A 25,632-nucleotide genomic window follows, 5' to 3' on the forward strand; every position below is an offset into this window, starting at 1 on the left:
GCCGTTAAATAAAAATCAATGCCGTAATAAAAAACGGCAATAAATACCGTCCACAGTGACCTTGATTATTACCCCGTCAGCTATCGTAACAGACAGTGGTACTCACAATAGCCTACGGCAGAAGGGAGGTTTTGCTGTGAAGTCTAGAGAAGATGGCCGAGCTGTACTACATGCCTCACAACGGTTAGCAGCGGAGATGCTGGCTACGAACGATATTCACCAGAAAACGATGCAACAGATCGCCAACGAGGTCGGTATCGACATCCGAACGATTTACCGTTGGAAACAAGACCCCGACTTTATCGAGTACCAGAACGATATTGCCGAAAAGGTAATGACCAGCTTCCTTGCCGAGACATACAACATCCTGCGAAATATCGTAAGGGGTAGCGATAGCGAACGTAACAAATTGCGAGCTATCGAGTTGGTCTTGAAGAACCAGGGCCGTATGACCGATGTTCAAAAAGTCGAGGCGAAAATCGAAGATGATCGGTCGAACGAGGCCATTGATGCCGAAATTGAACGGTTGAAAAAGCTACTAGGCCAAATATAGCCGTAAAAAAGCAGTTATCCTTTTTCGAGGATAGCTGCTCTTTTTCTTGTTCAGCTTTGATTGCAATAGGTGCTGAGGTGAGGTAAGTTAGACCCCACGAAGCCCAGGCCTTCAAGGGTTTAACTCGCTTATCCCACTCATCTATGTAAAAGGAGCTGAACAGCATGATTGATGATTTTATTAAGCAACTCGAACGGCAAGGCAAAGTTATCAAGACCCAAAAGGCGTATCGTAATAGCTGGACTCGCTTTACTGAATGGCTGGCGAAAGAGAACCCCCACCCCACCCCCCTTGGGGGCCTACCAGATCCCCAGATGGCCACACAACTGGACGTAGCAAATTTCAAAAGATACGCTGTAAGGCATTATAAGCCCAATACTGTAAACCTCACGATGACCCACCTGAACGTAATCTTCCGTTGGCTAATGCAAAAGGGCGTTATCCCCGACAACCCTGTAGAGCATATCGACAGAGTACCAACGCCTCAATCGTCCCCCAAGTGGCTAACAGGAGCTGAACAAAACAGCCTGGTTCGAACGGTGAGGAAGTATGGCAATGTTCGAGAAATGGCGATGGTTATGCTGATGATGCAAGCAGGTCTGCGAGTACAGGAATTATGTGACCTACGGCTGAAAGATATCACAATCAGCGAACGAAAGGGCAAAGCTGTCGTTTACAACGGCAAACATGGCAAGTATCGTGAGGTGCCTTTGAACGTCGATATCAGGCGATGCCTTACCAAGTATCTTGAAAGCCGTAGCAAAGAAAGCGAATATCTTTTTGATTCTCAGCGAAATGACAAAGTTTGTGTTCGAGCTGTCCAAAGCCAGATGGAGCGATATAGAAAACTTACAGGCATTGACCACTTAACCTGCCATTCCCTACGGCATACATTCGGTCACGAACTAGCTTTACGGAAAACGCCTCTGGACGTAATTGCTAGGCTAATGGGACACATGAAAAACGATGGCACACCGAACTTGGCAATGACCGTCCGTTATACCTTGCCGAGTGAAGAAGATTTGGCAAGAGCTGTCGAGGAACTAAGCTGGACATAACCACAGTTCGCCACAGAAGTATCTGTTTTGCCACACGTTAAGAGATAAGCCCATGGTTGGAGTATTCATGCCCTAAAGGATTGTGAAAGGCACGTTGGGGTAATTATTCTGCAAACGGGATATATTGATTTATTTATCAAGGGCGAAGATGAAAATAGATTAAAAATTCAAGGTGAAATGACGATGTTGCAAACTGCACTTGTAGCACATTGCTGTGAATCGCCACAGAGGTATCTACTTTGCCTCCTGTTACGAGATAACCCCCTAGTTGATATATTCATACCCTCTGGCATATCCAAAGCCAACGTGGGGCAATTCTGAGGGAGACAGGATATATGGACTTATTTATCAATGCAATAATCAATGAAAAGATTAAAAAAATAAGGTTATAAAGGCATAAAGTTAAATTACCAGAGCAACTAATCAACGAGATTACCCCTGTAAGGCTCATAATTGGGCTGTGTTCGGAGAACAGGTAAGGGAAGGCATATTCATGCCAAATGGGGTAACGAATCGAACATGGGCCAATCTACGAAGTAGCTGGATAAAGATGTAATAAGTATAGTCCACATGCCGTTATATTGTTTTGGATTTATCAACGGCTCAAAGCTTTTAGGCAGGCTGTTCTCTTAATCTATTCTTGTTCTTTTGGTTATTGTTAATCTGGTTCTTGTTACTGTAAAAGCCCTTTGACATGGTTACGTCGTAATCTTTTACTACCCTACGTCACGGATTTTGACTAGGTATTGGCTAAAAAGGCTAGAGGACGTCACGATTTTTTACTTGGATAGACCGGCTGTTTTGCAACAAATCACAGTCCTCTTCAAACCCTAAACAATGAACAAACATTGCACAACAAAAAGAGGTCTAGCCGTTACAAAAAATTGAAAGATCTTTCACCCAAACGAAGGAATTTGTAAGTGTATGTCGAATTAAACAGATAGCACCATTTGAAAAGGGATGAGGTATATGAGGGAGAAACTGGCTTTACTAAGGAAGATAGATAGAAAACGAAAAGCGATGTACCAAGCGATGGATAAAGGTCAAGATTACGAAATAGTCTACAAGCTATCCTGTGAATTGGACGTATTGATCGTAGAATTTATCAAGAAATACCAGAAGAGAGATTTGATGCAATCAGCCTGTTAATCTTGACTTACATAAAGAAAGATCGAGCATAGAACAAATAAGTCTATGCTCTTTTTCATGCCTACTTTTACGTAAAGGGGTGTAGATATGGCTTCTGTAAAATACGAAATATCCAAACGCTTCACCATGGAAAGCCCAATCACATCACGTACTCTCGCCATATCCGAAGCCTTCGGTATTTCCCTAGACGATGAGCAGACCTTTACCGTCTACGACAACGAAGAGATCACCATAACCACTGGAGATATCGTTTACATTACAGGCGATTCAGGAAGTGGCAAATCCATACTGCTCCGTGAACTAAAACAGCGAATCCCCAACGGTATCAGCAACAGCGAGCTTACCATCAACTCCGACCAGCCGATTATCGAAGCTGTCGGCAAAGACCTCGAAGAAGCCATGTATCTCTTATCGTTGGTGGGCTTAAACGATGCTTTCATCTTCCTCCGTAAGTACAGCGAATTAAGCGATGGCCAGAAATATCGCTTTCAACTTGCTAAGTTACTAGAATCAAATGCCAACTGCTACTTCATTGACGAATATTGTGCTTTGTTAGACCGAGAGACTGCAAAAGTAGTCTCTTTTAATATACAAAAAATCTGCCGTAAACTAGGCAAGACCTTGATTGTTGCCACAGCCCACACCGACCTTGCCGATGATTTACTACCTAACTTGCTAATCCGAAAAGGTTTAGAAAATGATGTTCAGGTGGAATATCGTAAAGTCCGAGAAAACCCACAATGCTCCCTCGTCGAAAAGCTAGAGCTGCTACCAGCTACCCTTGAAGATTACTACGTCCTATCCCGTTTTCATTATCGCCAAAGAAAAGTACAAGCCGTTCAAGAAATCTACAAACTGGTCAACGGCAAGGAAATTGTAGGTGTTATCGTCTACGTCTACCCACCACTCGCTCTCGCAGGCCGTAACGTCGTAACCAGCCGGTATAAAGCAGCAACCAGCGAAGTAGCTCGTTTAATCAATCAAGAAGTTACAATGATTAGCCGGGTTGTTCTTCATCCGAAATATCGTGGCATTGGCCTTGGTACAAAGCTAATCAAAGATACTATGCCGTTAACAAGCAAGCGATATGTAGAAGCTCTGACGGTCATGGGCCGATATAACCCTTTTAACGAAAAAGCTGGCCTTCGCAAAGTAGAGTACGAAACGAAAGATCGTTATAAAAAAGTAAGAAACCAACTCATTCTGCTTGGCTGGGATATGAAGATGGCTTCCACACGTCAATACAACCTCGATAAACTCAACGATCTCGACGAAGCTACCTACAAACTTCTGGCCGACCAAATCGTAACCAAAGTCCTGCAAGGTAGAACTTACTGTGTCCGTGGTGGTGGGCGTAAAGGGAAAGTCAAAGATGGCAGCGATTTTATGAAAGAAGAAGTGGCCTCTATGATTAAAGAAATCGTACCGAAAGAAAAAGTATATTTAATCTGGGAAAACCCGGACTGGAATATGGAAGCTGTTGGCTAAAACTAAGCTGTAAGGAAATACCTCCCTCAAAATACGGTAAAAAAGGCAAAAACAAGTTTACCGTTTGGCGAAGTCGAGATATAGTTACCGTGCAAGCAAGACATCGCCAAAACAACGAGGGAGAGATGCAGCATGAGTAACAGCACAAGCTTCAACAACGAGAGAACCTTCGGAGTAGAAATTGAATTTTTCGGAGTTCACTACAGCAAAGTTATCGAAGCCCTCACCAACAAAGGCATCAACGTAAGACACGAATCATACAACCATGTAACAAGACGACACTGGAAACTGGTATATGATTCAAGCGTAACAAGAAGAGACACAGGCAATCATGGTGGAGGCCACGAACTTGTATCACCCATCTTAAAAGGCCAAGAGGGATTGAAGGAACTGAGAATCGTAATGGAAGCCTTACAAGAAATCGGGGGGAAAGTAGACAAAACTTGCGGAATCCATGTACACCACGATGCAGGCGATATGAAACTCGAAAACTTCAAGAACATCTACACCATGTATTACAAATTTGAGAAATGGATTGATACCCTCTTACCACCAAGCAGACGAGGAAACGGCAATACATACTGCAAATCCATCGAAAAATACAAAATGGAGGCCATAATCAATGCCAATAGCATGAACGACTTGCAGATGATACTTAACAGCCGATACCTAAAATTGAACATTCAATCCTACTGGACACATGGAACGCTAGAGTTCAGACAACATGGCGGATCGTTAGAACCTGAAAAAGTAACCAACTGGATCATCTTTAGCCAATCCATTGTAGAAAGATCAAAAGGCACCAAGGTTCGCCTTAGCCATGATAGAGATAGCGTAGACTTGGACAAGCAAGAAAGAAGATTTCGCAGAATGATCTTTGGCGACTACAAAGCCGGATGCCTCGACAATGAATACGGACAAGCCTTCCAGTACCAAGTAGAGCGGAGACAACACTTTTTAAGCCGGGTCGCATAAAACCCGGCTTCTTCCCCCAATAAACAATCAAGGAGAAGGGTATAATGGCTGTAACAATGATGGAGAGGTTGTATTCATTGCTAAGAGTCACCTTAAATGACGGAACGGTTCTGATCGGTTCAACCTATGAAGAGGTCGTGAAAAATCTCTGGCATGATTCTTGGGATGCAGCAACGACCGTAGAAGAATACATGGAAAAAGTGCAAAAGCGAGTAGTAATCCAAACTGGCGACTCTATCACTTTTCATGACCATGAATCTTTTATTAAAGAGCTTGCAAGAGTAAAACTGGTTACCACAATTGAAACCGATGTAGCACACTAGCAAATCCTTCTGGCGATAGATAAGCTTGCAGGGCATCGTGAATAAGCGATGCCTCTTTTTTTTATCTAAAACAGTTTACAAATAAAGTAAAAGGAGATATAACAGACCTAACCTAAGTACAAGCAGAAGGAGATGTTACAGTTGTTTTATAAAAAGATGAAAAAACGAACGACCCATTTACCACTTTTGTATTTTGCCTACGGCTCCAATCTGCACAAAGAACAGATGCAAATACGATGTCCTGATAGCGTACCTCTTTGCAGAGCTACCGTTTATGACTACATCTTAACCTTTCGAGGCAATCGCAGAGGCGTTGGTGTAGCTGATATTATCCCAACGAACAAAAGCCAAGTGGAAGGGGCTTTATATCGGGTTTCCTTACGAGACTTACGAAACCTTGACCGATATGAAGGCTACCCTACTTTATATCGACGCTACCCCATTGAAGTGGAAACAGAAGATGGCATAAAAGAAGCCTTTGTCTATCGGATGAATGAAGAGTTTACTTTTGCTCCACCATATGAAAAATACTTTCATACCATAAGCGAAGGCTACGACCATTGGGGAATCAATGAAGAGGACTTATTAACAGCAAGACAAAAAGTAACCAACCTTATTCTTGGAAAAAAAGCAAACTAATCCACAAAGCGACAAAAAAGCTGTGGATAATGTGGACAATGTGAATAAATAAGAACGCTGCAGATTCAATTCTGTGGCGTTTTTTTATGTTATCCCCATAAAGGGTTTGCTCTATAAAACGGTGGCCACAGCTGGGCATAGGAAGGCCAACGTGGGGAAGGTACGTCGTACAGATGGAGGTGTTTTGAATCAATACAGAAGAAAGAAAAGAACGGATTCTCCGATTGGAAGAACGATGTCGACTGATTGGATCGGTTCAAGACCAATATGGCTTAGATAAAAAAATGCAAGACCAGTACATTGCTGATATGAAGGAGCTTTTTCGCTTACGACGAATTGAACGAGCCGAATCAGATGTACTGTCTTTTATCTATGAATACTTTTCTGACGACTTAAACCCTGAAAACGACCAAAACCTCATTCCTGCCGGAACATCTTATGAGCAAGCACCAAAATTTCACCAAGAACTTTGTAACCTTCTTCGTACCGTTTCTATTGATAACCCTACAGCAAGAATTGCATGGGCAGCACCAAGGGGCCACGCCAAATCTGCCTATCTATCGAACTGTTTTCCTATACACCAGATTGTATTCAACAAACGAAAGTACATCTTGATTATTTCAGAAACCGATTCCATGGCAAAGAAGTTCATCGAGTGGATATCGTTGCAACTTAAATTCAATCAAAAGCTACGAGCCGACTTTGGTGAGATTCTTTCGGAAAGAAAGTCGATGAACGAACGAGATAACCAAGAGGCTTTCCTAACGAGAAACGGTATTTTAGTTGAAGCAGCATCTATGGGCAAACAGCTTCGTGGTAAAAGAAACGGCTCTTACCGGCCCGACCTCGTTATCCTTGACGATCTAGAATCAGCAAAAAACACGAACACGCCAGAGCTGCGAGATAAAAACCTTCACTGGTTTAACTCCGTCATTATGCCGATTGGCGATCCAGCCAAGACAGCTTTTATCTACATGGGGACGATTGTTCATCCTAGAGGCTTGTTGCCGACGGTTTTACAGAGAGCAGATTTTGAATCTCGTATCTATTCAGCCATTGTTTCTTATCCTGAGAAAGAAGATTTGTGGGAGCAATTTGAAACGATCTGTCGTAATCCAGAGAAAGAAAATCGTCTGGAAGAAGCGATGAATTTTTATAAAACCAATCAAAGTGAAATGGATCAAGGCGTCGAGGTCTTATGGCCCGGACGCTTTTCTTATGCCCGTTTGATGACAGAAAAGATCAATATCGGCTCAAGAGCCTTTGGTTCAGAGTTTCTCAACAATCCAGTAGACGAAGAAAGCCAGATCTTTAAGCCCAGTATGTTTACCTTTTTCGATTATGGCGATCTAAAAAATGACCAAGGTAGACCTTTACCTCTTGATTACTTCGGAGCTTGGGATATAGCGATGGGTAAGTCCAACCGAAGTGACTACAATGCCATCGTTACCATCGCTAGAGATCGTAAAACAGGCATCTTATATGTCGTTGATAGCTGGGCCAAAAAGTGTCCTGCCCATGAAGCCCTAAACGTCTTGGTTGATAAAGTAAAAAAGTATCATCATAGAGTCTTTGCCATAGAAACAGTACAAGCTCAATTTGATTTTTTCCGTCAAGCAAGAGAACGACTGGCCAGTGAAGGTGTCTATACGACCAAGCTCAAAGCCGTAACGAGCCGAACGAAAAAAGAAGAACGGATTGAGTCCCTAGAACCTGTTATCGAGCAAGGCATCTTACGTTTTATGAGACACCAACGACTGCTTTTAGAAATGCTAGAGCAATTCCCCAACCACGACCACGATGATTTGCCTGATGCTTTGCAGATGGCGGTTGAACTTTGTGGCAACGGTCGACGAAGAACCTTCCATAAAAAACCCCTTGGCTTGTAAAAGAAAAGTGTAGTGATTCTAGGTAATCGAAGTTGGCTTAGGGAAGGAAGTGAGTTTTCTTTGTTTACGATAGGCAGCCATTATCCAGATCGTGCCCATAGAGAACGGATTAAACGATACAGGGAAAACAAAAAGCTCTTTTTAGGGCAGCATTATGAAATTTTTCAGCGAGTACAACATCGCTTATCGAGCCGACAAAGTGAGGTTCTTTATATCTCAACCAACTTGCCCGGTGTGATTTGCAAAAAATCAGCCGACTTTCTCTTTGGCGAAAGACCAACCTTTACAGCCGGAAAAAGCGATAACTCCAATGAACAAAAAGCCATAGAACGGTTCATCGACAATAACGATTTGCACATCACCAACTATGAAAGTGCCTTATCGAACGCGTACAGAGGCGATTCCTTCTACAAGATTCGTTACGGTCAAGAATACGAAGGAGCTGTAGATAAAACCTTAGATCCTTTTCGAGTAATTATTGAAAGCCAGAACCCAGAGTACGTTTTCCCAGAAACAGCACTAGGCGATACCAATAAGACGGTTGCTTATCATATTGCTTACCCTGTATTGGTCAAACACAGCGATAACGAAGAATGGATTCTAAACGTAGAAAGCCACTACCCAGGTCGGATTCAATACAGGAAGTATCGTATGAATCCAATCGTCGTGACCGTAGACAATGAAATCAACGAATGGCAGATTTACGCTGAAATCCTAGCAGAAAGAAAAGAAGTAGCAACAAGTGTACCTTTTCCCTTGATCGTTCATGTACCCAACTACGCCACCGACGATAGCTGGGAAGGTATCGACGATGTAAGCGAACACAAACCTCTATTTGATGAAATCAATCATCGACTCTCTCAAATTGCTTCCATCTTGGACAAACATGCCGACCCAGCCATGGCTGTTCCAGCAGGCACGTTGGGTGAAGATGAACGAGGCAATCCCATCTTTCGAGTCGGTATTGATAAAGTCTTTGAAGTGATGGGTAAAGATGAAGTGATTCCTCAATACATCACGTGGGATGGTCAACTGCAAGCTGCCTTTACAGAGCTAGAACATTTAATCAAGATGCTTTTAATCAATGCAGAAATACCGGAAATCGCTTTGGGTGTAGGTGATGCCGGAACCAGTGGTGCTTCTGGTTTGGCGATCAAATGGAGACTTAACTCAATCCTTGCAAAAATCAACAGGAAACGACAGTATTACGACAAAGCCTTAAAGCGAGTATTGTTGTTAGCTCAATTGCTAGAAAAAGCTCGCCAAGGAAAAGTAGACTACGAAGTTACCGTCCCAAAAGTGAAGTTCAAAGACGGTTTACCGGACGATGAACTAGAGCTTGCTAACATCATGTCGATTCGAACCAGTGGTAAGCCAACAATCTCTCAAAAAGCAGCTATGATGTGGTTAGATGATTTAACAGAAGAACAAGCCGAGGCTGAGTTGGCTCGTATGAAAACGGAAGAAGAATCAGCAGACCCTTCCATCTTTCAAGAAGCAGAAGAAGGTGAGGAATAATGCCCCACCTTCCAAGCCCCAACTATGAAAGAGATGTAAACCGACTTATAAGTTACTACAAAAAAGCCTTTCTTGTAGTAAGCCAGCAACTGCGAGTGATCCCTCAACTTCGTACCATCGAAAAAGCACAGGCCGAAGCTTTGTTAGGTCAAATTATGTTTACCCTTCGAGAACTCGATAACTCTACAAAGAATTGGTCAGATGACGTAATCAGAAAAACCTTCACAGAAGCCCAAGCAAGAACTGTACTTACACTTGGAGCTGCTTCCACCTTATCGGAGGCAGCTTCTTCTGTTTCTTTTTCGCTACTCGCCCGTGAACGAGTGGAAGCTCTTATCAACGATACTTACAGCGATCTTTTAATGGCTACGCAGAATACGGAAAGAAAAGTAAAAAGGCTTGTAAGGAACACCGTTGGCGAAGCAATGAGGATGAAAGCCATCGAGCAACTTGGTCGCAGAACCACGAAAAAAGCCATTGTTGCAGAGCTTACCCTGCAAGGTTTATCAAGGCAACTTCAAAGTGATGCTTGGGTAGGTATTGTAGACAAAGCAGGCCGACGATGGAAGTTGTCGACCTATGCAGAGATGGTGGTTCGAACGAAGTTGACACAAGCACATATTGAAGGCGTTCGTGTTGAAACATTGGAACGTGGTGTAGACCTTGCTGTTATATCATCCCATGGAGCAAAAGATGCTTGTAGCTCTTATGAAGGCATGATTATTTCACTCCATGGATTAACAAAAGGCTATCTTACTTATGAGGAAGTAAGGGCCACAGGCAAGATTTTTCATCCCAATTGCCAGCACCACGTAAGCCCTGTAAGAGATGTGAATTTACTGCCTTCTACTCTGCGAGACAAACATGAAGAGAAAAGAAAGCAGTTACAACAAAGGAGGAACTAACTTTGGCTGATACAGTACAAGAAACAAATCAAGAGCAGCAAACAAAACAAGAAACGCAAACGGTAACAAAAGACACTTTAATCCCCAAAGAACAGTTCGAAGAAATCCACAGCAAATATGAAGAAGCTCAAAAGCAACTGCAACAACTGCTTACAGAAAAAGAAAATGCCGATAAAAAAGCAAAAGAAGAACAAGGCAAATTCGAGGAGCTTTATAAAACGACGGCAACAGAATTAAACAAAGCCAAGGAAGGATATACAACTACGAACAATCGTGTACAACAGTTAGAGCAAGCAATCCAAGGCTTAATCGATACAAAGCTACAAGGCATTCCCGAAGATTACCATGACCTGATTCCAACCAACCTCACACCGGAAGCTCGCCTTAACTGGCTGACCAATGCCGAAAACAAAGGACTTTTCAAAACACAAAAAGATGAACCTCTGGGCCAACCGACGAACCCCGGCAAAACCGAAACAACAGACTTAAACTCGTTAAGCCCTATGCAACTCATACGAATGGGCTATGCACAAAAGTAGCGTGACCTTTCAATAAGGTGACGCTTTTTTATTTCCCTACAATAACAGCACGATTGAAGGAGGAACAACATGGCTTTAACTCTTACAGAAGCGTCAAAACTCTCGACAGACACATTGCAAAAAGGTGTCATTGAAACTTTCGCACGAAGTTCTGCTGTCTTAGAACTGCTCCCCTTTATGGAGATCGCAGGTAACTCCTATCGCTACAACCAAGAACATATCTTGCCTGGTATCGCTTTTCGGGGTGTCAACGAAGGGTATGTAGAATCTTGTGGTGTTGTCAATCAACTATCAGAAGGCTTGTATATCCTCGGTGGTGACGTAGATATTGATAAGTTTTTGATCCAGACTCGTGGCAACGTCAATGATATCCGAACTGTCCACACATCCATGAAAGCCAAAGCACTCGCCTTAGAATGGACACGTGCTTTCTTTAAGGGAGATATGGCTGCTGGACAGCAATTCGATGGTTTGCAAAAACGACTTACAGGCAATCAGGTTATTGACGGACTTGTTGAACCTATTACCACAACCATGCTCGATGAATTGATTGACACTGTAGAAGGCGAACCAGACGTTTTACTGATGTCCAAAGCGATGCGACGACAAGTGAAAGCCGTCTTGAAAAAATCGAAGCACTATATTGAAAGTGGAGAAGATTCTTTCGGTCGACCTGTAAACCTCTACGCCGGTATTCCGATTCGAACGATTGAAACAGATGGTGCTGGTCAAGAGATTTTAGGATTTAACGAAATTGGTAACACAGCTTCTATCTATGCTGTAAAGTTTGGATCAGAGCAGTACACATCGGGCTTACGAAATGGTGGGGTACAAGTTCGTGACCTTGGTGAGATTGACGAAAAACCAGTATTCCGAACTCGAATTGAGTTCTACTGTGGTATGGCTGTGTTCCATCCACGAGCAGCAGCTCGGCTATCAAATCTTCGTAGAATGACACCTGACGAAATGAAAGAAGAAAAGTAAAAATCAACAGTGGCAGGGAGAGCTTTCTCCTTGTCACTTTATTTTTTTAATTAAAGGAGGAATCGCCATGGCCTATCTGATTACTACCAAAAACAAACTTTATAACGGTGCAACCGAAGGTGTTCTCTTTAATCAAGCAAAGCCATCGTAGAAGATGAACGGATCAAAGATATTTTAGTTATCAACTACGGTTATGAAGCCACAGTGATTGTTGATAAAGGTGAAGAAAAGAAAACAAAAACACCTCAAAAGTGAGGTGAATCATTTTGACCTATGATGTAGTAGAGGCAGACCGTTATTTTACTGAACAAGTTCTTCATAACGAAGAATGGTTTGCTGTTACTCTAGAAATTCGCCAAAGAGCCTTACAAAATGCAGCCAATCAGCTTTACCGATCTTTTCGTCGTTATCACCGAGAACAACGACCTCTCCCCATCGAGGCCATCTACGAACAAGCCCTCTGGCTTCTACGAATGGACGAAACGATTCGCAAATCAGAACAAGGCGTAAAAACCGTCTCTGTTAGTGGCCTTAGCATTTCCATGGATAAAGCAAAAGCCATTTCTCCTGATGTCTTCGCTATCATAGGGCGAAAAGTAGGGAGGTATATCTAATGATTCCATTAAAACAAACGGTCAAAGTACGGCAAGCTGGACGATTGGATAGTTGGGGCATTGCAGAATTAGATCAAATTACATCATACTTCTGCCGAATTGACGAAGCCTTCAAAGTTGTAAAAGACAGTAACGGTAAAGAAGTGATTTCACAAGCTACCGTTTTAATCAAAGGTTTGGCTTCTATCAGTATGGACGATCAGATTGAATGGCGAGACGAACTTCACAGAAAGCACAGCAAAAGGCCCATTTCAATCTCAGTGATACGAGACTTTAGTGGCAAACCTCTCTTCACCAAGGTGTCTTTGTAATGGCTACTATGAACTTTAATGTAGAAATCAATAATCGGTTATTGAGAAGAATCACCAAAGAAACATTGCGAGCAGCCGAAGAAGCCGTCCATGATTGTGTCGACGATTTAATCCGAGTATCGTCAGAAACGGCTCCTCACGACAAAGGTATCTTAGAAAAGTCTCATGCCAAAGAAGTGAAAGTAAGACGTGGCCAAGTTGACGGTCGAGTTGATTACACCATCAAGGAAAGGTACTCACAAGGAAACTTTAACTACGCTCTATTCATCCATGAAGGAACCTACAATCTCGGTAAAAGGTCACGCCAAAAGCCTGGTGGCATTGGTATGAGTGGCAAGCATTACAGCGTAGGCAATAAATTTTTAACTCGGCCCTTAGAAGGAGAATCGAATGAGTACAGTCGTCATATTGGCAAGCAAATAAAAAGAGAACTTGAACGATAGAGAGGTGGCTCATTATGAAAGTCATCGACTTACTTCGTCTCACCGAAGAAAACATAAATTACCCTTTTTACCCTAACGCCTTTCCCACAGAAGGGGAAAACAACTGTGCTGTCCTTCGTTTAACAGGAGGTAGACAATATAAAAGCAAAGTACAACGGCCTGCCTTTCAGTTCATTATCCGAGCCGAACACCCAGCCTTAGCCGAAGAACGAGCATGGCAAATCTATAAAGTCTTTAATGAAAAGCGAAACTTCGACGTTGGTGAAAGCCACGTCATTTTTTGTGTAGCCCAAGAAGCTACGCCTTTATATATCGGAACGGACGAAAATGAACGATTTCTCTACAGCCTAAACTTTACGACTGTGACGGAGGTACGATAATGGGCAAAATTGCTGGCGTAGATGTCCTTTTGTATGTAGAGATTAACGAAGAAAAAATCGTATTGGGTGGTCAAAGTGGAGCTACCTTAAACCGAACAACCAACATCATTGATACCACGTCGAAGGACGCAGGAGGCTGGGTAGAAAACGTAGCTGGCGTAAACTCTTGGGGCTTAGATTGCGAAGGTTTTCTTGTAACCGATGACACAGCCTTGGGAGAAGTAGAGAGAGCTTGGACAGAACGAAAACCCTTAATCGTAGAAATTCGCTTGCCCGGTGGACGAATTTACGGTGGCAAATGCCTTATTTCTGATTTTCCAACGGAATTTCCACAGGACGATGCTGCTTCATATAGCCTCACCTTAACAGGAACAGGGCCGTTAGAGTCGAAAAAGGAGGTAGTCTAGGATGACCAACAAGCGTCGTGGCTTCATCGATATTGAACTGGACAGACCTCGACAATTACGTTATACCCTCAATGCTTTTGCTGAAATTGAAGAACGGCTGGGTGTTCCTTTAGCAGAACTGGGCAATATCAAGCTAGGCATGAAAACAGTACGGACGATTCTTTGGGCCGGATTGCTTCACGAAGATATTAGTATTACAGAAGAAGAAGTTGGCGATATGGTAGGCTTTGAAAAACTAGAATATGTACAGAGAAAAATTGCAGAAGCCTTTGAAGTAGCCACCGGAAAAAAGGAGTAGGGCGAGCCGATTGGGATGAATTAAAAAGAATCGCCTTCGGTTCGCTACGGTTAAATCCTCATACCTTCTGGAATCTTATCATGTCAGAATTGATGGAAATGTATCAGGCTTATGTAGAAGAAGAAAAACGGCAATGGGAAATGGAGTATGATCGCACAGCTTGGTTTGTCTCACACATAATGAACGCCTCTGGCAACTACAAAAGACCGATAACTCCCGATAAACTCTTAAATAAAGCAAAAGACTCAAATCCTAGAGTAACGATAGAGGAAAGACAAGCAACTCTCAAAGAATTACAAGCAAAGTTTCAAAAGACCGCTAACCAATAAATGAGGTTGGCGGTCTTTTTTATTTGATCCAAAAGGGGTGGTTTTTTGTCCTCTACCTTAGCCAGCTTACTTGTAAGAATTGGCGTGGATATGTCAGACTTTCAAAGTTCCATGGAGTCGATGGAAAAGAAATTGACCAAAGTAGGTAAGAAGTTAAATGATGTAGGCAAAGACCTTTCTATGAAAGTAACAGCACCCATCGTAGCTTTCGGAACGGTAACACTAAAAGCAGCAGGCGATTTTGAATCATCCATGAATCGAGTGAAAGCCCTATCAGGAGCTACAGGCGATGAATTTGCTTCTATGCGAGATTTAGCCAAAGAACTAGGTCGAACTACACAGTTTTCAGCTTCCCAAGCTGCCGATGCGATGGGCTTTTTAGCGATGGCAGGCTTTAAGGCCAACGAAATGATGGGGGCTTTGCCGGGGACGTTAAATCTTGCAGCAGCAGCCGGTATTGATTTGGCTACATCTGCTGATATCGCTTCCAACATTCTCACAGGGTACGGCAAAAGCGTAGAAGAACTGGCTCACGTCAACGATGTCTTGGTTAAAACAATGACTTCATCGAACGTAGATTTACGGATGCTTGGCGAATCAATGAAGTACGCAGCTCCTGTAGCAAGTGCCTTGGGTGTATCTTTTGAAGAAGCCTCTGCTGCAATCGGAATGATGGGCAACGCTGGTATTCAAGGTTCACAAGCAGGTACAGCTTTACGTGGTGGACTGGCTCGACTGGCAAAACCAACAAGAGAAGTAACTCGTGCTTTAGATCGTTTGGGCGTTCAAACTCACGACTCGACAGGCAAGATGAAACCTTTGGCTGAGATTATAGGCGATTTAGAAAACAAAGGAGCCACGGCTGCCGATATGCTGGCGATCTTCGGACTAGAAGCTGGCCCAGCTATGCAAGCTCTTTTAGAACAAGGCTCTGATTCCTTAAAGTCCTTTACATACGAACTTGAAAATGCAGGTGGAACAGCCGAAACGATAGCTGCTGCTCAAATGGAGGGCTTTAATGGATCATTAAAGGAATTGCAAAGTGCCTTAGAAGGCTTAATGCTGGCGATTGCTGATTCTGGTCTATTAGAGTGGTTTACGGAAATCACAAAAAAGGTAACAGCATGGCTTCAAAAGGTAAGTGAAACAAACCCAGAACTACTTCGCCTTGGAACCATCGTGGCCCTCGTTGCAGCAGCCATTGGCCCCTTATTAATCGTCTTTGGAAAAGTGATCGGTGCCGTAGGTGTTATCGCCGGAGCATTGCCTGTCATGGGTACAGCCTTGGCAGCCTTAACCGGGCCAATTGGAATCACCATTGCAGCCGTAACTGCTTTTATTGCCGTTGGATATAGCCTTTATAAAAACTGGGATGAAATCGTAGGCTTTTTAAGTCAACTCTACAACAATCTTAAAGACAAAGTTTCTGGTACGATGAACGAAATGGGTCAATCCATTTCCCAGCATTATCAAAAGGTAAAAACATCAACAGTAGAAAGTTGGGGCTATGTAAAAGGTTATCTTGCTATAACACTATCTGAAATGAGCAAAAGTGTAGCCCTTCATGGTGGCTCTATCTATAACAGCATGGCGAACAGCTTTCACAATGTTCACGCCGTAACAGCTTCTATCTGGCAGGGCGTAAAAAACACCATCTTTCGTCATATCGAAGAAGCCAAAGAGATTGTAAGAAGTGGTCTAAAAGCTATTCAAAGTTTCTTTAGCAACCTTACCTTAACCTTACCCCGACCGAAGCTACCTCGCTTTAGCCTATCAGGAAACTTTAGTCTTACACCTCCAAGTGTACCCAAAGTCGACGTGAGTTGGTACAAAAAAGGTGGACTCTTTAACGGCCCTAGTATCATCGGTGTCGGTGAAGCAGGGCCGGAAGCTGTTGTACCCTTGCAAGGTCATCGCATGAAACCTTTTGCAGCCGAGATTGCACAACAAATGGGCCACAGCCCTACAGGTGAAAAAGTAGATGCTGTAACCATCCAAGTAGCTCAGTTGATTGTTCGAGAAGAAGCTGATATCGAAAAGATTGCTAACCAGCTTTACCGTTTGCAACAGCGAGGACAGCGAGCCAAAGGAGTGTTTGCTTAAAGATGTTTTACTTTAACAATCAAGACAGCACCGACTTTTTAATTGAAAACAAAGTCCGACACAGCCTTTTGCCACAGCTAGAGAAAAGAACCTTAACTGTAGCAGGGCGACCGGGCTTTTATGACTTTGGATCTCGACTCGGAGGAAGAGAGATTCAAGTGGACGTAACGATAAAAGAAAGTTCATCGCTGATGTTACGGCAAAAGGCAAGAGATATTGCTTCATGGCTTTATCATCAAGAAGTAAAACCGCTTCTTTTCAGCGATGAACCGGATAAACACTACTTTGCCAGAGTGGATGGTAAAACTGATATTGACGAAATCGTAGGATTAGGTCAAGGAACAATCACTTTCCTTTGTCCTGACCCTTTTGCTTATGGAGCTATTAAGACCGTTCCACTTCATGCAGGGCCAATCACGAATGAAGGTAGTTACGATACCTACCCCGTTATCACTTTGCAATTTCAACAAGCTACATCACAACTAAGAATACGTTCTGGCGATAAGCAAGTTTTACTGGTTCATCCATTTCAACAAGGTCAAGAGCTTGTAGTTGACCATAATAGAGCTGTAGTGAAGTTGAATGATCTTAGAATTATGAACAGCTTATACCTTTCGAGCGAGTTCTTTCCTATATATAAGGGCGATAATTGGATCACTTTGGAGCCAGCGAATATTGCAACTGCAACTGTTCAATTCAGAGAGAAGTGGTTATAAGGGGGCCAACAATGAGCGAAAGCAGATTTGACGAAAGCCCTTTATTCGTGTTTGACCGAGAAGAAAAGTTTTGCTGCCTACTTTCCAACAGCAATCCCGAAGCTTGTCCTTATACGGAAGCTCTTTATATCGAGAAACTACAAGGTGAACAAACTTTTGAATTTATTGTCCCTGCCAACCACGAAGATGCTGCTTATCTGGTGGAAGAAAACATGGTGGCTTTTCAAGACCTAGAAAACAACTATCAGCTTTTTATCATTCGCCAAATCGAAGAAGCCCATGGCGAGATTATCGTAAAACGAGTGTACTGCGAACATGCCTCTTTAGAATTGTTAGATGAAATCGTAACAGAGCTTAGACCGAAAAACGTTTCAGCAGGCTTTGCTTTATTGCAAGTTTTAGATCAAACACGGTGGCTGTCTGGTACAGTAGCCAATCTTGGATTAGGGAGCTTAGACAGTTACTATGACAATGCCTTATCTACAATCCATGAAATCGCAAACATCTGGGGTGGTGAGCTTCGCTTTCGAGTAACCATTTCCGGGAATACCATCACAGGTCGATATGTCGATTTGATATCTTTACGAGGTACAGAAACAGGCAAACGATTTGAATATAACAAAGACATCATCAACATCTGCCGAAAAGTCGATTCTAGCAATGTCAAAACAGCTCTGATTGGTAGAGGTAAAGGCGAAGAAACAGGTGATGGCTATGGTCGAAGAATCACTTTTGAAAAGGTAGAGTGGCAAAAAGCAAAAGGCCATCCTGTCGATAAGCCGAAAGGTCAAAACTTTATAGGTGATGCAGAAGCCTTAGTCATGTTTGGTCGAAGTAACAGCAACGGAACAAAGCGACATCGTATGGGCCTGTATGAAGATATAGAAGAAGATAATCCAGAGAGACTTTTAGAGAAAACATGGATGGATTTACAGAAACAAAAAATGCCTTTGGTTCAGTATGAACTAACGGTCGTAGACTTAGAAACTTTGACGGGTTATGACCACGAAAAGGTTAGGCTAGGCGATCAAGTTATCGTTATTGACCGAGAACTACAGCCAGCCTTGACAGTAAAAGCTCGTATTATAGAGATTCGACGATATAAAAACGAACCAGAAAAAGCAGAAGTAAGGTTAGGCAACTTTTTACCCATCTTTACCGATCAAATGACAGAGATGAATCGTTGGCGTTCTAAAGTAGCCAACAAAGAAGTATTCTGGGACAACAAGATGGATAAAGGGAATGTCAAAACAGATTGGTTAGAAGGTGTCATCAACGCCTTACAAAACGAAGTCCGAGCTGGAAGTGGAACAGTAAAGATAACAGAACAAGACGGCATCTTAATTACGGACAAAGAAGAAAATCCCACCAGAGCATTACGGCTTTTAGGTGGGATTCTTGCGATTGCTAACAGTAAAAACGATGCCACCGGAGAATGGAATTGGAGAACCTTCGGTTCAGGTGATGGCTTTACTGCCGACCTTATCAACACTGGTAAGATTCGTTCGAACCAGATAGAAGTCGGATTCGATACGACCTTTCAAAGTGGTTATGACCCTTCTCAAAAAGAAACACCAGAAGGCTCGCAGGCAAAGGCCAATTCAGCCGAAGAAGCAGCGAAATCCTATGCTCAACTGGTAGGTCAAAGAATCAATCCTTACTTCGAAAAAGAAAAAAGTTTCTGGTCAGCAGCCTACGAAGGAAAAACAGTGAATCAAACCAACGCTGGCACCATCGTTCATGGAACAGGTATCGCAGGTGGTGCCGTATGGGAGATTCAAGGCCAGCAATGGGCTTATTATGTAGAACCTATTCCTGTCAACGTAAACCGGATTTATAAATTAAGATTGCGAGTAAGACAAACCATAAACCCCACCAATGGTGGAGAAAAAAATAAAGTCTACGCCGGGGTCGTAACGTTAGACGGCAATTACAGACATATTGACGGTGGAGCTGGTTTTCATCGTTACTGTGCCGTAGCCGGAACAGGTATTACAACCAGCCAAGGTTGGCATGTCTTCGAAGGCTTGATTACTGGCGTAGGCAATCAACATCATCAATTTCGCCAAGGGACGGTATATGTACGTCCCTTATTTTTAGTCAACTATGAAGGTGGCAACGGGACAGTTCAAGTCGATTCTTTAGAATTTATAGATGTAACAGAATCCACAGAAGCCCAGCAAGTTGCCAATACTGTTAAAAGCACTGTTGATACGAACAAAGCCATCTGGGATCGAGCTGCAACGATTAATAGCGACGATACGATTACAGCCTCTAAGTTAAAAGGAGCTATCAATGTAGCCAGCAATATGATTCAACGAGATTCCAACTTCTACTGGGATCAATCGGGCTTTTATGCCAAAGACCCGAACAATGTTCAACGAGTTGTTCGTATTACCAGTGGGGGTGTTGGAGTATCGACCAATGGAGGACAGAGCTTTAGAAATGCCATCACAGCCGACGGTGTAGTAGCAAGTACATTAACAGCCGGAACGATTCAAGGTGTAACCATCGAAGGTGGTACGATTCGATCCAATACGAGTATTGACGTAACAACCAATCTTCGAGTGGGTAAAGAAATTACTTTAGGTAGTATGTCTGATGGTACAGATAAGAAAATTCACTTTTCTACGTCGGCTCTTATCTCTACCTATCCTCATGCTGTCATGGGTGTCAATGCCCTTCGAATATCTTCACCCTATTTGACCATTGATTCGCCTATCAGTATCAATGGTACTTTAGAGTTATTGAATCAAAATGGTTCTTTTGCTTGGCAGACAAATAGCCAATATATCGGTGCCAATACGTGGACGAAACTAACGTATAATCACGTAGGGTATGATAGAAGAAGTGAGTACAACAACAGCCTTTCACGGTTTACAGCCAGTAGTAGTGGTAGATATCTAGTAACCGCTTCCATTCGCTATATATGGCATGCTCACAATACGACCAGTTCTATGATGTTATATCGAAATGGTGGGGCCTATCTCCGGTTTAATACGGCCTTTTCAGGAGCCATAGGTGCTACTACCATATCAGGAGCTGTTATTACAGAGTTAGCGACAGGTCATTACATTGAGTTATATGGCTTTTTAACCAATCCAGCCAATACCGATGCTTCGCAAGAATCATCCTACTTCACGGTTTATAAAATCGCATGAAAGGTTGAGGCCATGAGAAAAAATATCGCTTTGGCTATCCTTATTCGATATCCAGACCTGAATCCCTTAGAGGATTTTACCGTAAGAGATGATGGGGAAGGACAGTATCTTGACCATTGGAACAACAGTTATTCCAAACCGAGTGAAGCCGAATTGGATGAATGGTGGAGCCACTATCTTTTTGCTTACCAGAACAACAGTTATCGAGAAAAAAGGTTTGCAGAGTATCCACCGATAGAAGAACAACTTGATGCAATCTGGAAGATACTTAATCTACCGAAAAATAGTGAAGCATGGTTTATGAAAGTACGAATGAACGAAATTAAAGAAAAACATGAAAATCCACTACGAATGAAAAAGTAAGCCTCCTTTTCGGGGGCTTTTTTATTTTCCCAAAAGAAAGAGGTGATGTGATGGAACAAAGTCTCCTAAAAGCAGCCTTAGAACAAGGTTTGTGGGCTTTATTGTTTGTTTCCTTGTACCTGTATCAGCTAAACGAAAGCCGACGATTGCAAGCCGATGCCAAAGAACGAGAAGTAAAGTTGACCAACTTCCTACAAGACATGACCCGGCAATTCGAGCTTCTTGCGATGCAGTATGAGCGACTCAGTGACAACGTTCAAGAAATCAAATCTGAAATACGTGAAAGGGGACGATGATTTATGAACATCATTCAAGATTTTATTCCAAAAGGTAACCGTAACCGACCGGGTAACACCATGAATCCTCGTTATATTACTGTTCATAACACTGGCAACGTCAACAATGGTGCCAATGCGTTAGGCCATTCTAATTTTATCAAATCCTTAGCTGCCGGATCGACCAGTTGGCATTACACGGTAGATGATCAACGAATCGTTCAACATCTACCTACCAATGAAAACGGTTGGCATGCTGGTGATGGTGGTCATGGCCCCGGTAATCGAACAAGCATTGGTATCGAAATCTGCGAAAATGCTGACGGCAATTATGCCAAAGCCGAAGAAAAAGCCGTTGAGCTAATCGTTCATCTGATGGAAACACATAACATTCCTGTTGAAAATGTTGTATCTCACAAAAAATGGTCAAATAAACAGTGTCCTCATCGCATCCTACCTCGCTGGGGAGCTTTTATTGAAACTATCAAAGAAAAGGCCAGTGAAAAAACGGTTGCCAAACGATTTGACGAAGTACCTGATTGGGCAAGACCATCGGTAAAGAAACTGATGGATCGAGGTATTATTGGTGATCCTGTCGGAGATGCCACGTTCTATCGCATTGCTGTTATTCTTGATCGTCTCAAAGTGATTGCATAATAAAAATATAGTAAAAGGAGAAATGAACGATGTTTGAAGCTGGAATGGTTGTAACGGTTATCATCGCTATTGGTCAATTCACCAAACTTTATGTCGACAGCAAGTACATTCCAATCGTAACAATGATTCTAGGTATTATCGCTGGCCTTTTGTACTTACCTGCTGAAACGATTCAGGCAGGTATTTTTCATGGTGTTGTTGTAGGATTATCAGCCAATGGCCTCTTTGACGTAACCAAAACCTTACACAAGTAAATAGAACTTCCCTTTAGGCCCACTAGCTTACTATAGCTGGTGGGCTTTTTTTTCGTTGAAGATGCAACAATTCATACCCCTTTTTCGATATGAACAAGCAAGGGGGTGTTCTCAATGAAAGATCAAATGCTCGCCCTAGAGGTAAAGCAGTCTTTCAACGTTCTAAACAAAACATGGGACAATCAAATTTTTCTCAAACTCTACGTTAGCTTATTTACCAGTGGCCTTGTTTCGCAGCTTGGCTCAGACCGAACCATTACCTTATTAGCTATTGCTTCTTTTATGAACGAAAAGGGTGAATGTTACCCCACACAAGAACAAATTGCAGAGCGAATTGGTGTGACTCGCAAAACAGCAGCTCGTTATATTGAGTCTCTACTGAATTTTCGTTGGAATGATCAACCCATCATTACAAGAATCAAAAAACGAAACTCTAGCAATGCCTTGATTGAGTTTTCTGTTTATACTGTGTTGCCTTTATCGCAAGTTGCCATTTTTCATAGTCAAATTGATGCCCCAGAGGGTATAGATGATACCCCTCCAATGAGTCAACCTTACTCATTGGACGTGAGTAAAGTTTACCCACGGACGGTGGGTAAAATTGAACCGTCGGTGGGTAAAAAAGAGCCTCCGGTGGGTAAAACTGACCCTCCGCCGGTGGGTAACGCTTTACCCATAAACAAGAACCATATAAACAAGAACCACAATAACAAGAAAGATATAGAGTCAGGGCCAGATGCTGTTGAAGAAAAAAATAAAATAACAGCTCCTTCTACGGCAAGAGAGTTTTATAACTATTTCTCTCAATCCTACCAGAGCCGTTATATCTCAAAATATCAGTCCAACTGGGAAAGAGATATAGATTTACTCAAAGATAAGCTCCTGCCTCACTACAGCCCTGAACAGCTACAGGCCATCATAGATACCGTTTTTGAAGAGTACGAGTATCGTTGGAAAAGAAAGAACTACCTACGGCCTACCATTGGGCAGTTGGCAAGTTGGCTGGCTGAACAAGTTCATGCTGTTGTGGAAGATAAAAAAGAGCAAGAAAGGCAGTATGCAAAGATTCAGAAGCATGGAGGCATGGATGTTGACGAGATTCTAAAACGGATTAAAAAAGGGAGAGTAAAAGAATGAGTCTAGAAGCAACTTGTCTACTAGCCCTGAGATGCAAAAAAAGGGGCCATAGAGATCATTGCCATAGCCTCTGCTATCCTTACCTTAGATTGCATGGTGAAAAGGGCACAGGAGGCGTTAGAGGGCTTGCACAGATCCCTAAGTCTTACGAGCAAGTGATGGCTCACAATCTTCCTTACGAAAAAGACAATCCAGAAGCCCATGCTATTGTCACAGCTTATTGCCAAGAAGTATTAGAAAAAGTGGATGAAGGATTGGGGCTATACCTCTATTCCATACCCGGTAGAGGTAACGTAAAAGGAACTGGTACAGGCAAGACCACCACAGCCATTGCTATCCTCCATGAGTATCTCGTAGCTCGGACGATTCAACACATTAAGAAAGAACGAGTTCTAGATGCTTTGCCAGCTTTATTTATCAATGCTTCGAGGTTTCAAAATCACTACAATGCTCAGTTTCGTGGCCCCAAGGAGTTACAAGATAAAGCAAGTTTACGTTACTACGAAAGCAAGGCTTTTATGCTACAAACCAATCTGCTTGTCTTAGACGATATCGGGATTCGTGAAGCCACGGAAGCCTTCAAAAGCGAGTTCTACGAAGTCATCGATGAAAGAGCCGTAGACCAGAAGGCGACAGTATTTACCTCTAACGAACCCTTAGAGAGACTGGAAACCTTACTTGACCCTCGGATTGTAAGTCGCATAGAAGGCTGTACGTTTTCTATATCTTTTGAGGGTGAGGACAAGCGTAAGAAGGGAGCCTTGCTATGCTAGAGACACAACTGCTATCGAAAGTGATTGACGAGAATAATTTTTTAATCCTACAACGCTATAACATCGATGTATCCGATTTCCCTACACTTGGCGAGGTCTATCTTTTCTTACGTGATTATGTAAAAGAAAACCACCAAACTCCTGATTATCGAACGGTAGTGGCTCGCTTTGAAAGTTTTGACTATGTTCCAGAAGTACAAGATTCCTTCAAATATCTTTGTAGCCGACTAAAAGCTCAAACTGCCAAGAGACAAGCCTTTGAATTGCTGCAACACCAAGCTGCCAAAAAGTTTAGCGAGCTATCAGGAGATCGTTTTATCCAATGGCTCAAAGACGAGACGTTACGGATTGAAACAACGACAAAAATCTTTACAGACCTTGGAACCAACTTTTCTGTTAATGGCGAAGAGAGGGCACAGTGGTATCAAGAAGCCAAAGAGAATCAGACGAGAAGTTACATACCCACGCCATACCCTTCTTTGACCGAGGCTCTTGGAGGTGGTTTTGAAGTAGGCGATTACATCTTGTTAATGGCCTTTACCAATCGGGGAAAGTCATGGCTAGCTTCTCACATCGGTGTCGCTGCTTGGGAAAATAACTTTGGTGTACTTCACTACTCACCAGAGCTATCAAAAAGACAGCAAGCTTTTCGATTAGATACTTTAATGGGCCACTTTGATAACGTAAAACTTCGTCGAGGCCAGCTAGAAAATGAATCACAATATTTAAGTTACCTAGAAGCTTTTAAGACAGAGATGAACATGGCTCCCTACCTCATTAAGACGATGGAGAACTTACCTAACGGATTGTCCTTAGAAACGATTGAAGCGGATCTACAGATGAACCCCAATGTAAAAATGGTCATTATCGATGGCTTTAACCTAATGAACCACGGAAGAGGCAAGATGCGAGATTCTATGTCTTATACGTCAAGAAAGCTCAGGCAGCTCTTTGGTCATTACGGTGTAGCTGGATTGGTCGTTCACCAAACACCGGGATCAGCCGAAAAAGAAAGCCGTAAAACAGACGATGAAGGAACACGCCTTGTGAACCCACCGAAATTAACGGATTACTCCGAAACGGTGGCGGTTATTCAAGATGCTGCTACAGCATTGACCTTCGATGCTTCTGAAGGAATCGGAAAAATCAGCATTGAGAAAGCTCGTGAACCTAACGTAGGTACTGTTATCGAGTTGGTTTGCAACTTTAATATAGGGGTAATCAAAGAAACAGAGATTACAGATTTGTTCTAAAACATTCCATACTAACAATCATTTACAGGTTGAAGGTATGTCTATCCTTTGTTAGACTTTGCTTGTACCGAAGTTCACAATACAGCGAATATCGTGAATGTGGTGAACGTAAAATCCAAAAAAAGGAGATGAAATAAT

At 42.6% G+C, this 25,632-nt stretch carries 28 protein-coding genes and 1 pseudogene; all 29 read left to right on the forward strand.

The genetic code is table 11. The features are described from left to right. The first annotated feature begins 136 nt into the window (after positions 1–136). Entirely contained in the window at positions 137–553 is a 417-nt protein-coding gene (locus FTV88_RS06965; protein WP_243137383.1) for a phBC6A51 family helix-turn-helix protein, read from the forward strand. Between the two features lie 164 nt (positions 554–717). Further along, complete coding sequence (locus FTV88_RS06970) at positions 718–1,611, forward strand: tyrosine-type recombinase/integrase (RefSeq protein WP_153724973.1); 894 nt, start codon at positions 718–720, stop codon at positions 1,609–1,611. 969 nt (positions 1,612–2,580) lie between these two features. Then, positions 2,581–2,760, forward strand: a complete 180-nt coding sequence (locus FTV88_RS06975) for an aspartyl-phosphate phosphatase Spo0E family protein (RefSeq protein WP_162007935.1) — start codon at positions 2,581–2,583, stop codon at positions 2,758–2,760. 87 nt (positions 2,761–2,847) lie between these two features. Next, entirely contained in the window at positions 2,848–4,248 is a 1,401-nt protein-coding gene (locus tag FTV88_RS06980) for an ABC transporter ATP-binding protein (RefSeq protein ID WP_153724975.1), read from the forward strand. Positions 4,249–4,380: 132 nt separating this feature from the next. Beyond that, the gene (locus tag FTV88_RS06985) at positions 4,381–5,223 is read left to right on the forward strand and encodes an amidoligase family protein (RefSeq protein ID WP_153724976.1); all 843 of its coding nucleotides are present in this window, start codon (positions 4,381–4,383) and stop codon (positions 5,221–5,223) included. 44 nt (positions 5,224–5,267) lie between these two features. After that, positions 5,268–5,546, forward strand: a complete 279-nt coding sequence (locus FTV88_RS06990) for a hypothetical protein (RefSeq protein WP_153724977.1) — start codon at positions 5,268–5,270, stop codon at positions 5,544–5,546. A 141-nt stretch (positions 5,547–5,687) separates the two neighbouring features. Further along, positions 5,688–6,185, forward strand: a complete 498-nt coding sequence (locus FTV88_RS06995; RefSeq protein WP_162007936.1) for a gamma-glutamylcyclotransferase family protein — start codon at positions 5,688–5,690, stop codon at positions 6,183–6,185. Positions 6,186–6,409: 224 nt separating this feature from the next. After that, positions 6,410–8,074 (forward strand): phage terminase large subunit, encoded by a 1,665-nt coding sequence (gene terL / locus FTV88_RS07000; RefSeq protein ID WP_243137385.1) that lies wholly within the window; start codon positions 6,410–6,412, stop codon positions 8,072–8,074. A 60-nt stretch (positions 8,075–8,134) separates the two neighbouring features. Further along, positions 8,135–9,592, forward strand: a complete 1,458-nt coding sequence (locus FTV88_RS07005; RefSeq protein WP_153724979.1) for a phage portal protein — start codon at positions 8,135–8,137, stop codon at positions 9,590–9,592. Then, positions 9,592–10,497 (forward strand): phage minor capsid protein, encoded by a 906-nt coding sequence (locus FTV88_RS07010; protein ID WP_153724980.1) that lies wholly within the window; start codon positions 9,592–9,594, stop codon positions 10,495–10,497. Before FTV88_RS07005 ends, FTV88_RS07010 begins: the two co-directional genes overlap by 1 nt. A 2-nt stretch (positions 10,498–10,499) precedes the next feature. Continuing rightward, positions 10,500–11,036: a hypothetical protein gene (locus tag FTV88_RS07015; RefSeq protein WP_153724981.1), complete on the forward strand. Its 537-nt coding sequence runs from the start codon at positions 10,500–10,502 to the stop codon at positions 11,034–11,036. Between the two features lie 69 nt (positions 11,037–11,105). Then, positions 11,106–12,020 carry a major capsid protein gene (locus FTV88_RS07020; RefSeq protein ID WP_153724982.1) on the forward strand — a complete coding sequence of 305 codons (915 nt, stop codon included), beginning with the start codon at positions 11,106–11,108 and terminating at the stop codon, positions 12,018–12,020. 266 nt (positions 12,021–12,286) lie between these two features. Next, positions 12,287–12,634, forward strand: coding sequence for a hypothetical protein (locus FTV88_RS07025; RefSeq protein WP_153724983.1), 348 nt, complete (start codon positions 12,287–12,289; stop codon positions 12,632–12,634). Continuing rightward, positions 12,634–12,945, forward strand: a complete 312-nt coding sequence (locus tag FTV88_RS07030) for a hypothetical protein (RefSeq protein ID WP_153724984.1) — start codon at positions 12,634–12,636, stop codon at positions 12,943–12,945. Before FTV88_RS07025 ends, FTV88_RS07030 begins: the two co-directional genes overlap by 1 nt. After that, positions 12,945–13,388 (forward strand): hypothetical protein, encoded by a 444-nt coding sequence (locus FTV88_RS07035; RefSeq protein WP_153724985.1) that lies wholly within the window; start codon positions 12,945–12,947, stop codon positions 13,386–13,388. Before FTV88_RS07030 ends, FTV88_RS07035 begins: the two co-directional genes overlap by 1 nt. Positions 13,389–13,402: 14 nt before the next feature. Beyond that, on the forward strand, positions 13,403–13,768 hold the full coding sequence (locus FTV88_RS07040; RefSeq protein ID WP_153724986.1) for a minor capsid protein: 366 nt from the start codon (positions 13,403–13,405) through the stop codon (positions 13,766–13,768). Further along, a complete protein-coding gene (locus tag FTV88_RS07045; RefSeq protein WP_153724987.1) occupies positions 13,768–14,175 on the forward strand; it encodes a phage tail tube protein in 408 nt (135 codons plus the stop codon). Before FTV88_RS07040 ends, FTV88_RS07045 begins: the two co-directional genes overlap by 1 nt. A gap of 1 nt (position 14,176) precedes the next feature. After that, entirely contained in the window at positions 14,177–14,473 is a 297-nt protein-coding gene (locus tag FTV88_RS07050; RefSeq protein WP_153724988.1) for a hypothetical protein, read from the forward strand. A 20-nt stretch (positions 14,474–14,493) separates the two neighbouring features. Continuing rightward, a pseudogene (locus FTV88_RS07055) lies at positions 14,494–14,802 on the forward strand (hypothetical protein); the annotation flags it as partial. Between the two features lie 45 nt (positions 14,803–14,847). Next, entirely contained in the window at positions 14,848–16,905 is a 2,058-nt protein-coding gene (locus FTV88_RS07060; protein WP_153724990.1) for a phage tail tape measure protein, read from the forward strand. A gap of 2 nt (positions 16,906–16,907) precedes the next feature. Continuing rightward, complete coding sequence (locus FTV88_RS07065) at positions 16,908–17,621, forward strand: distal tail protein Dit (RefSeq protein ID WP_153724991.1); 714 nt, start codon at positions 16,908–16,910, stop codon at positions 17,619–17,621. An 11-nt stretch (positions 17,622–17,632) separates the two neighbouring features. Next, positions 17,633–20,782: a phage tail spike protein gene (locus tag FTV88_RS07070; protein WP_153724992.1), complete on the forward strand. Its 3,150-nt coding sequence runs from the start codon at positions 17,633–17,635 to the stop codon at positions 20,780–20,782. Between the two features lie 12 nt (positions 20,783–20,794). Beyond that, positions 20,795–21,145: an XkdW family protein gene (locus FTV88_RS07075; protein WP_153724993.1), complete on the forward strand. Its 351-nt coding sequence runs from the start codon at positions 20,795–20,797 to the stop codon at positions 21,143–21,145. A gap of 50 nt (positions 21,146–21,195) precedes the next feature. Further along, positions 21,196–21,441, forward strand: coding sequence for a BhlA/UviB family holin-like peptide (locus FTV88_RS07080; RefSeq protein WP_153724994.1), 246 nt, complete (start codon positions 21,196–21,198; stop codon positions 21,439–21,441). A 3-nt stretch (positions 21,442–21,444) separates the two neighbouring features. Continuing rightward, positions 21,445–22,077: a peptidoglycan recognition protein family protein gene (locus tag FTV88_RS07085; protein ID WP_153724995.1), complete on the forward strand. Its 633-nt coding sequence runs from the start codon at positions 21,445–21,447 to the stop codon at positions 22,075–22,077. Positions 22,078–22,106: 29 nt separating this feature from the next. Next, a complete protein-coding gene (locus FTV88_RS07090) occupies positions 22,107–22,331 on the forward strand; it encodes a hypothetical protein (protein ID WP_153724996.1) in 225 nt (74 codons plus the stop codon). A gap of 114 nt (positions 22,332–22,445) precedes the next feature. Further along, positions 22,446–23,468, forward strand: a complete 1,023-nt coding sequence (locus FTV88_RS07095) for a helix-turn-helix domain-containing protein (protein WP_153724997.1) — start codon at positions 22,446–22,448, stop codon at positions 23,466–23,468. Next, on the forward strand, positions 23,465–24,241 hold the full coding sequence (locus FTV88_RS07100) for an ATP-binding protein (protein WP_153724998.1): 777 nt from the start codon (positions 23,465–23,467) through the stop codon (positions 24,239–24,241). The genes FTV88_RS07095 and FTV88_RS07100 overlap by 4 nt, the downstream gene beginning before the upstream one ends. After that, positions 24,235–25,494: a DnaB-like helicase C-terminal domain-containing protein gene (locus tag FTV88_RS07105; protein WP_153724999.1), complete on the forward strand. Its 1,260-nt coding sequence runs from the start codon at positions 24,235–24,237 to the stop codon at positions 25,492–25,494. The genes FTV88_RS07100 and FTV88_RS07105 overlap by 7 nt, the downstream gene beginning before the upstream one ends. The last annotated feature ends 138 nt before the right edge of the window (positions 25,495–25,632 follow it).

Origin of the sequence: Heliorestis convoluta (assembly GCF_009649955.1) — a bacterium.
GTDB classification, from domain to species: Bacteria; Bacillota; Desulfitobacteriia; order Heliobacteriales; family Heliobacteriaceae; genus Heliorestis; species Heliorestis convoluta.

Coding starts and splice junctions, on each gene's coding strand:
- FTV88_RS07035 (WP_153724985.1), top strand. CDS start 12,945: ATGGCTACTATGAACTTTAATGTAGAAATCAATAATCGGTTATTGAGA.
- FTV88_RS06970 (WP_153724973.1), top strand. CDS start 718: ATGATTGATGATTTTATTAAGCAACTCGAACGGCAAGGCAAAGTTATC.
- FTV88_RS07030 (WP_153724984.1), top strand. CDS start 12,634: ATGATTCCATTAAAACAAACGGTCAAAGTACGGCAAGCTGGACGATTG.
- FTV88_RS07085 (WP_153724995.1), top strand. CDS start 21,445: ATGAACATCATTCAAGATTTTATTCCAAAAGGTAACCGTAACCGACCG.
- FTV88_RS07040 (WP_153724986.1), top strand. CDS start 13,403: ATGAAAGTCATCGACTTACTTCGTCTCACCGAAGAAAACATAAATTAC.
- FTV88_RS07045 (WP_153724987.1), top strand. CDS start 13,768: ATGGGCAAAATTGCTGGCGTAGATGTCCTTTTGTATGTAGAGATTAAC.
- FTV88_RS07100 (WP_153724998.1), top strand. CDS start 23,465: ATGAGTCTAGAAGCAACTTGTCTACTAGCCCTGAGATGCAAAAAAAGG.
- FTV88_RS07020 (WP_153724982.1), top strand. CDS start 11,106: ATGGCTTTAACTCTTACAGAAGCGTCAAAACTCTCGACAGACACATTG.
- FTV88_RS06975 (WP_162007935.1), top strand. CDS start 2,581: ATGAGGGAGAAACTGGCTTTACTAAGGAAGATAGATAGAAAACGAAAA.
- FTV88_RS07070 (WP_153724992.1), top strand. CDS start 17,633: ATGAGCGAAAGCAGATTTGACGAAAGCCCTTTATTCGTGTTTGACCGA.
- FTV88_RS07075 (WP_153724993.1), top strand. CDS start 20,795: ATGAGAAAAAATATCGCTTTGGCTATCCTTATTCGATATCCAGACCTG.
- FTV88_RS07090 (WP_153724996.1), top strand. CDS start 22,107: ATGTTTGAAGCTGGAATGGTTGTAACGGTTATCATCGCTATTGGTCAA.
- FTV88_RS07080 (WP_153724994.1), top strand. CDS start 21,196: ATGGAACAAAGTCTCCTAAAAGCAGCCTTAGAACAAGGTTTGTGGGCT.
- FTV88_RS06990 (WP_153724977.1), top strand. CDS start 5,268: ATGGCTGTAACAATGATGGAGAGGTTGTATTCATTGCTAAGAGTCACC.
- FTV88_RS07065 (WP_153724991.1), top strand. CDS start 16,908: ATGTTTTACTTTAACAATCAAGACAGCACCGACTTTTTAATTGAAAAC.
- FTV88_RS07010 (WP_153724980.1), top strand. CDS start 9,592: ATGCCCCACCTTCCAAGCCCCAACTATGAAAGAGATGTAAACCGACTT.
- FTV88_RS07050 (WP_153724988.1), top strand. CDS start 14,177: ATGACCAACAAGCGTCGTGGCTTCATCGATATTGAACTGGACAGACCT.
- FTV88_RS07095 (WP_153724997.1), top strand. CDS start 22,446: ATGAAAGATCAAATGCTCGCCCTAGAGGTAAAGCAGTCTTTCAACGTT.
- FTV88_RS06980 (WP_153724975.1), top strand. CDS start 2,848: ATGGCTTCTGTAAAATACGAAATATCCAAACGCTTCACCATGGAAAGC.
- FTV88_RS07105 (WP_153724999.1), top strand. CDS start 24,235: ATGCTAGAGACACAACTGCTATCGAAAGTGATTGACGAGAATAATTTT.
- FTV88_RS06985 (WP_153724976.1), top strand. CDS start 4,381: ATGAGTAACAGCACAAGCTTCAACAACGAGAGAACCTTCGGAGTAGAA.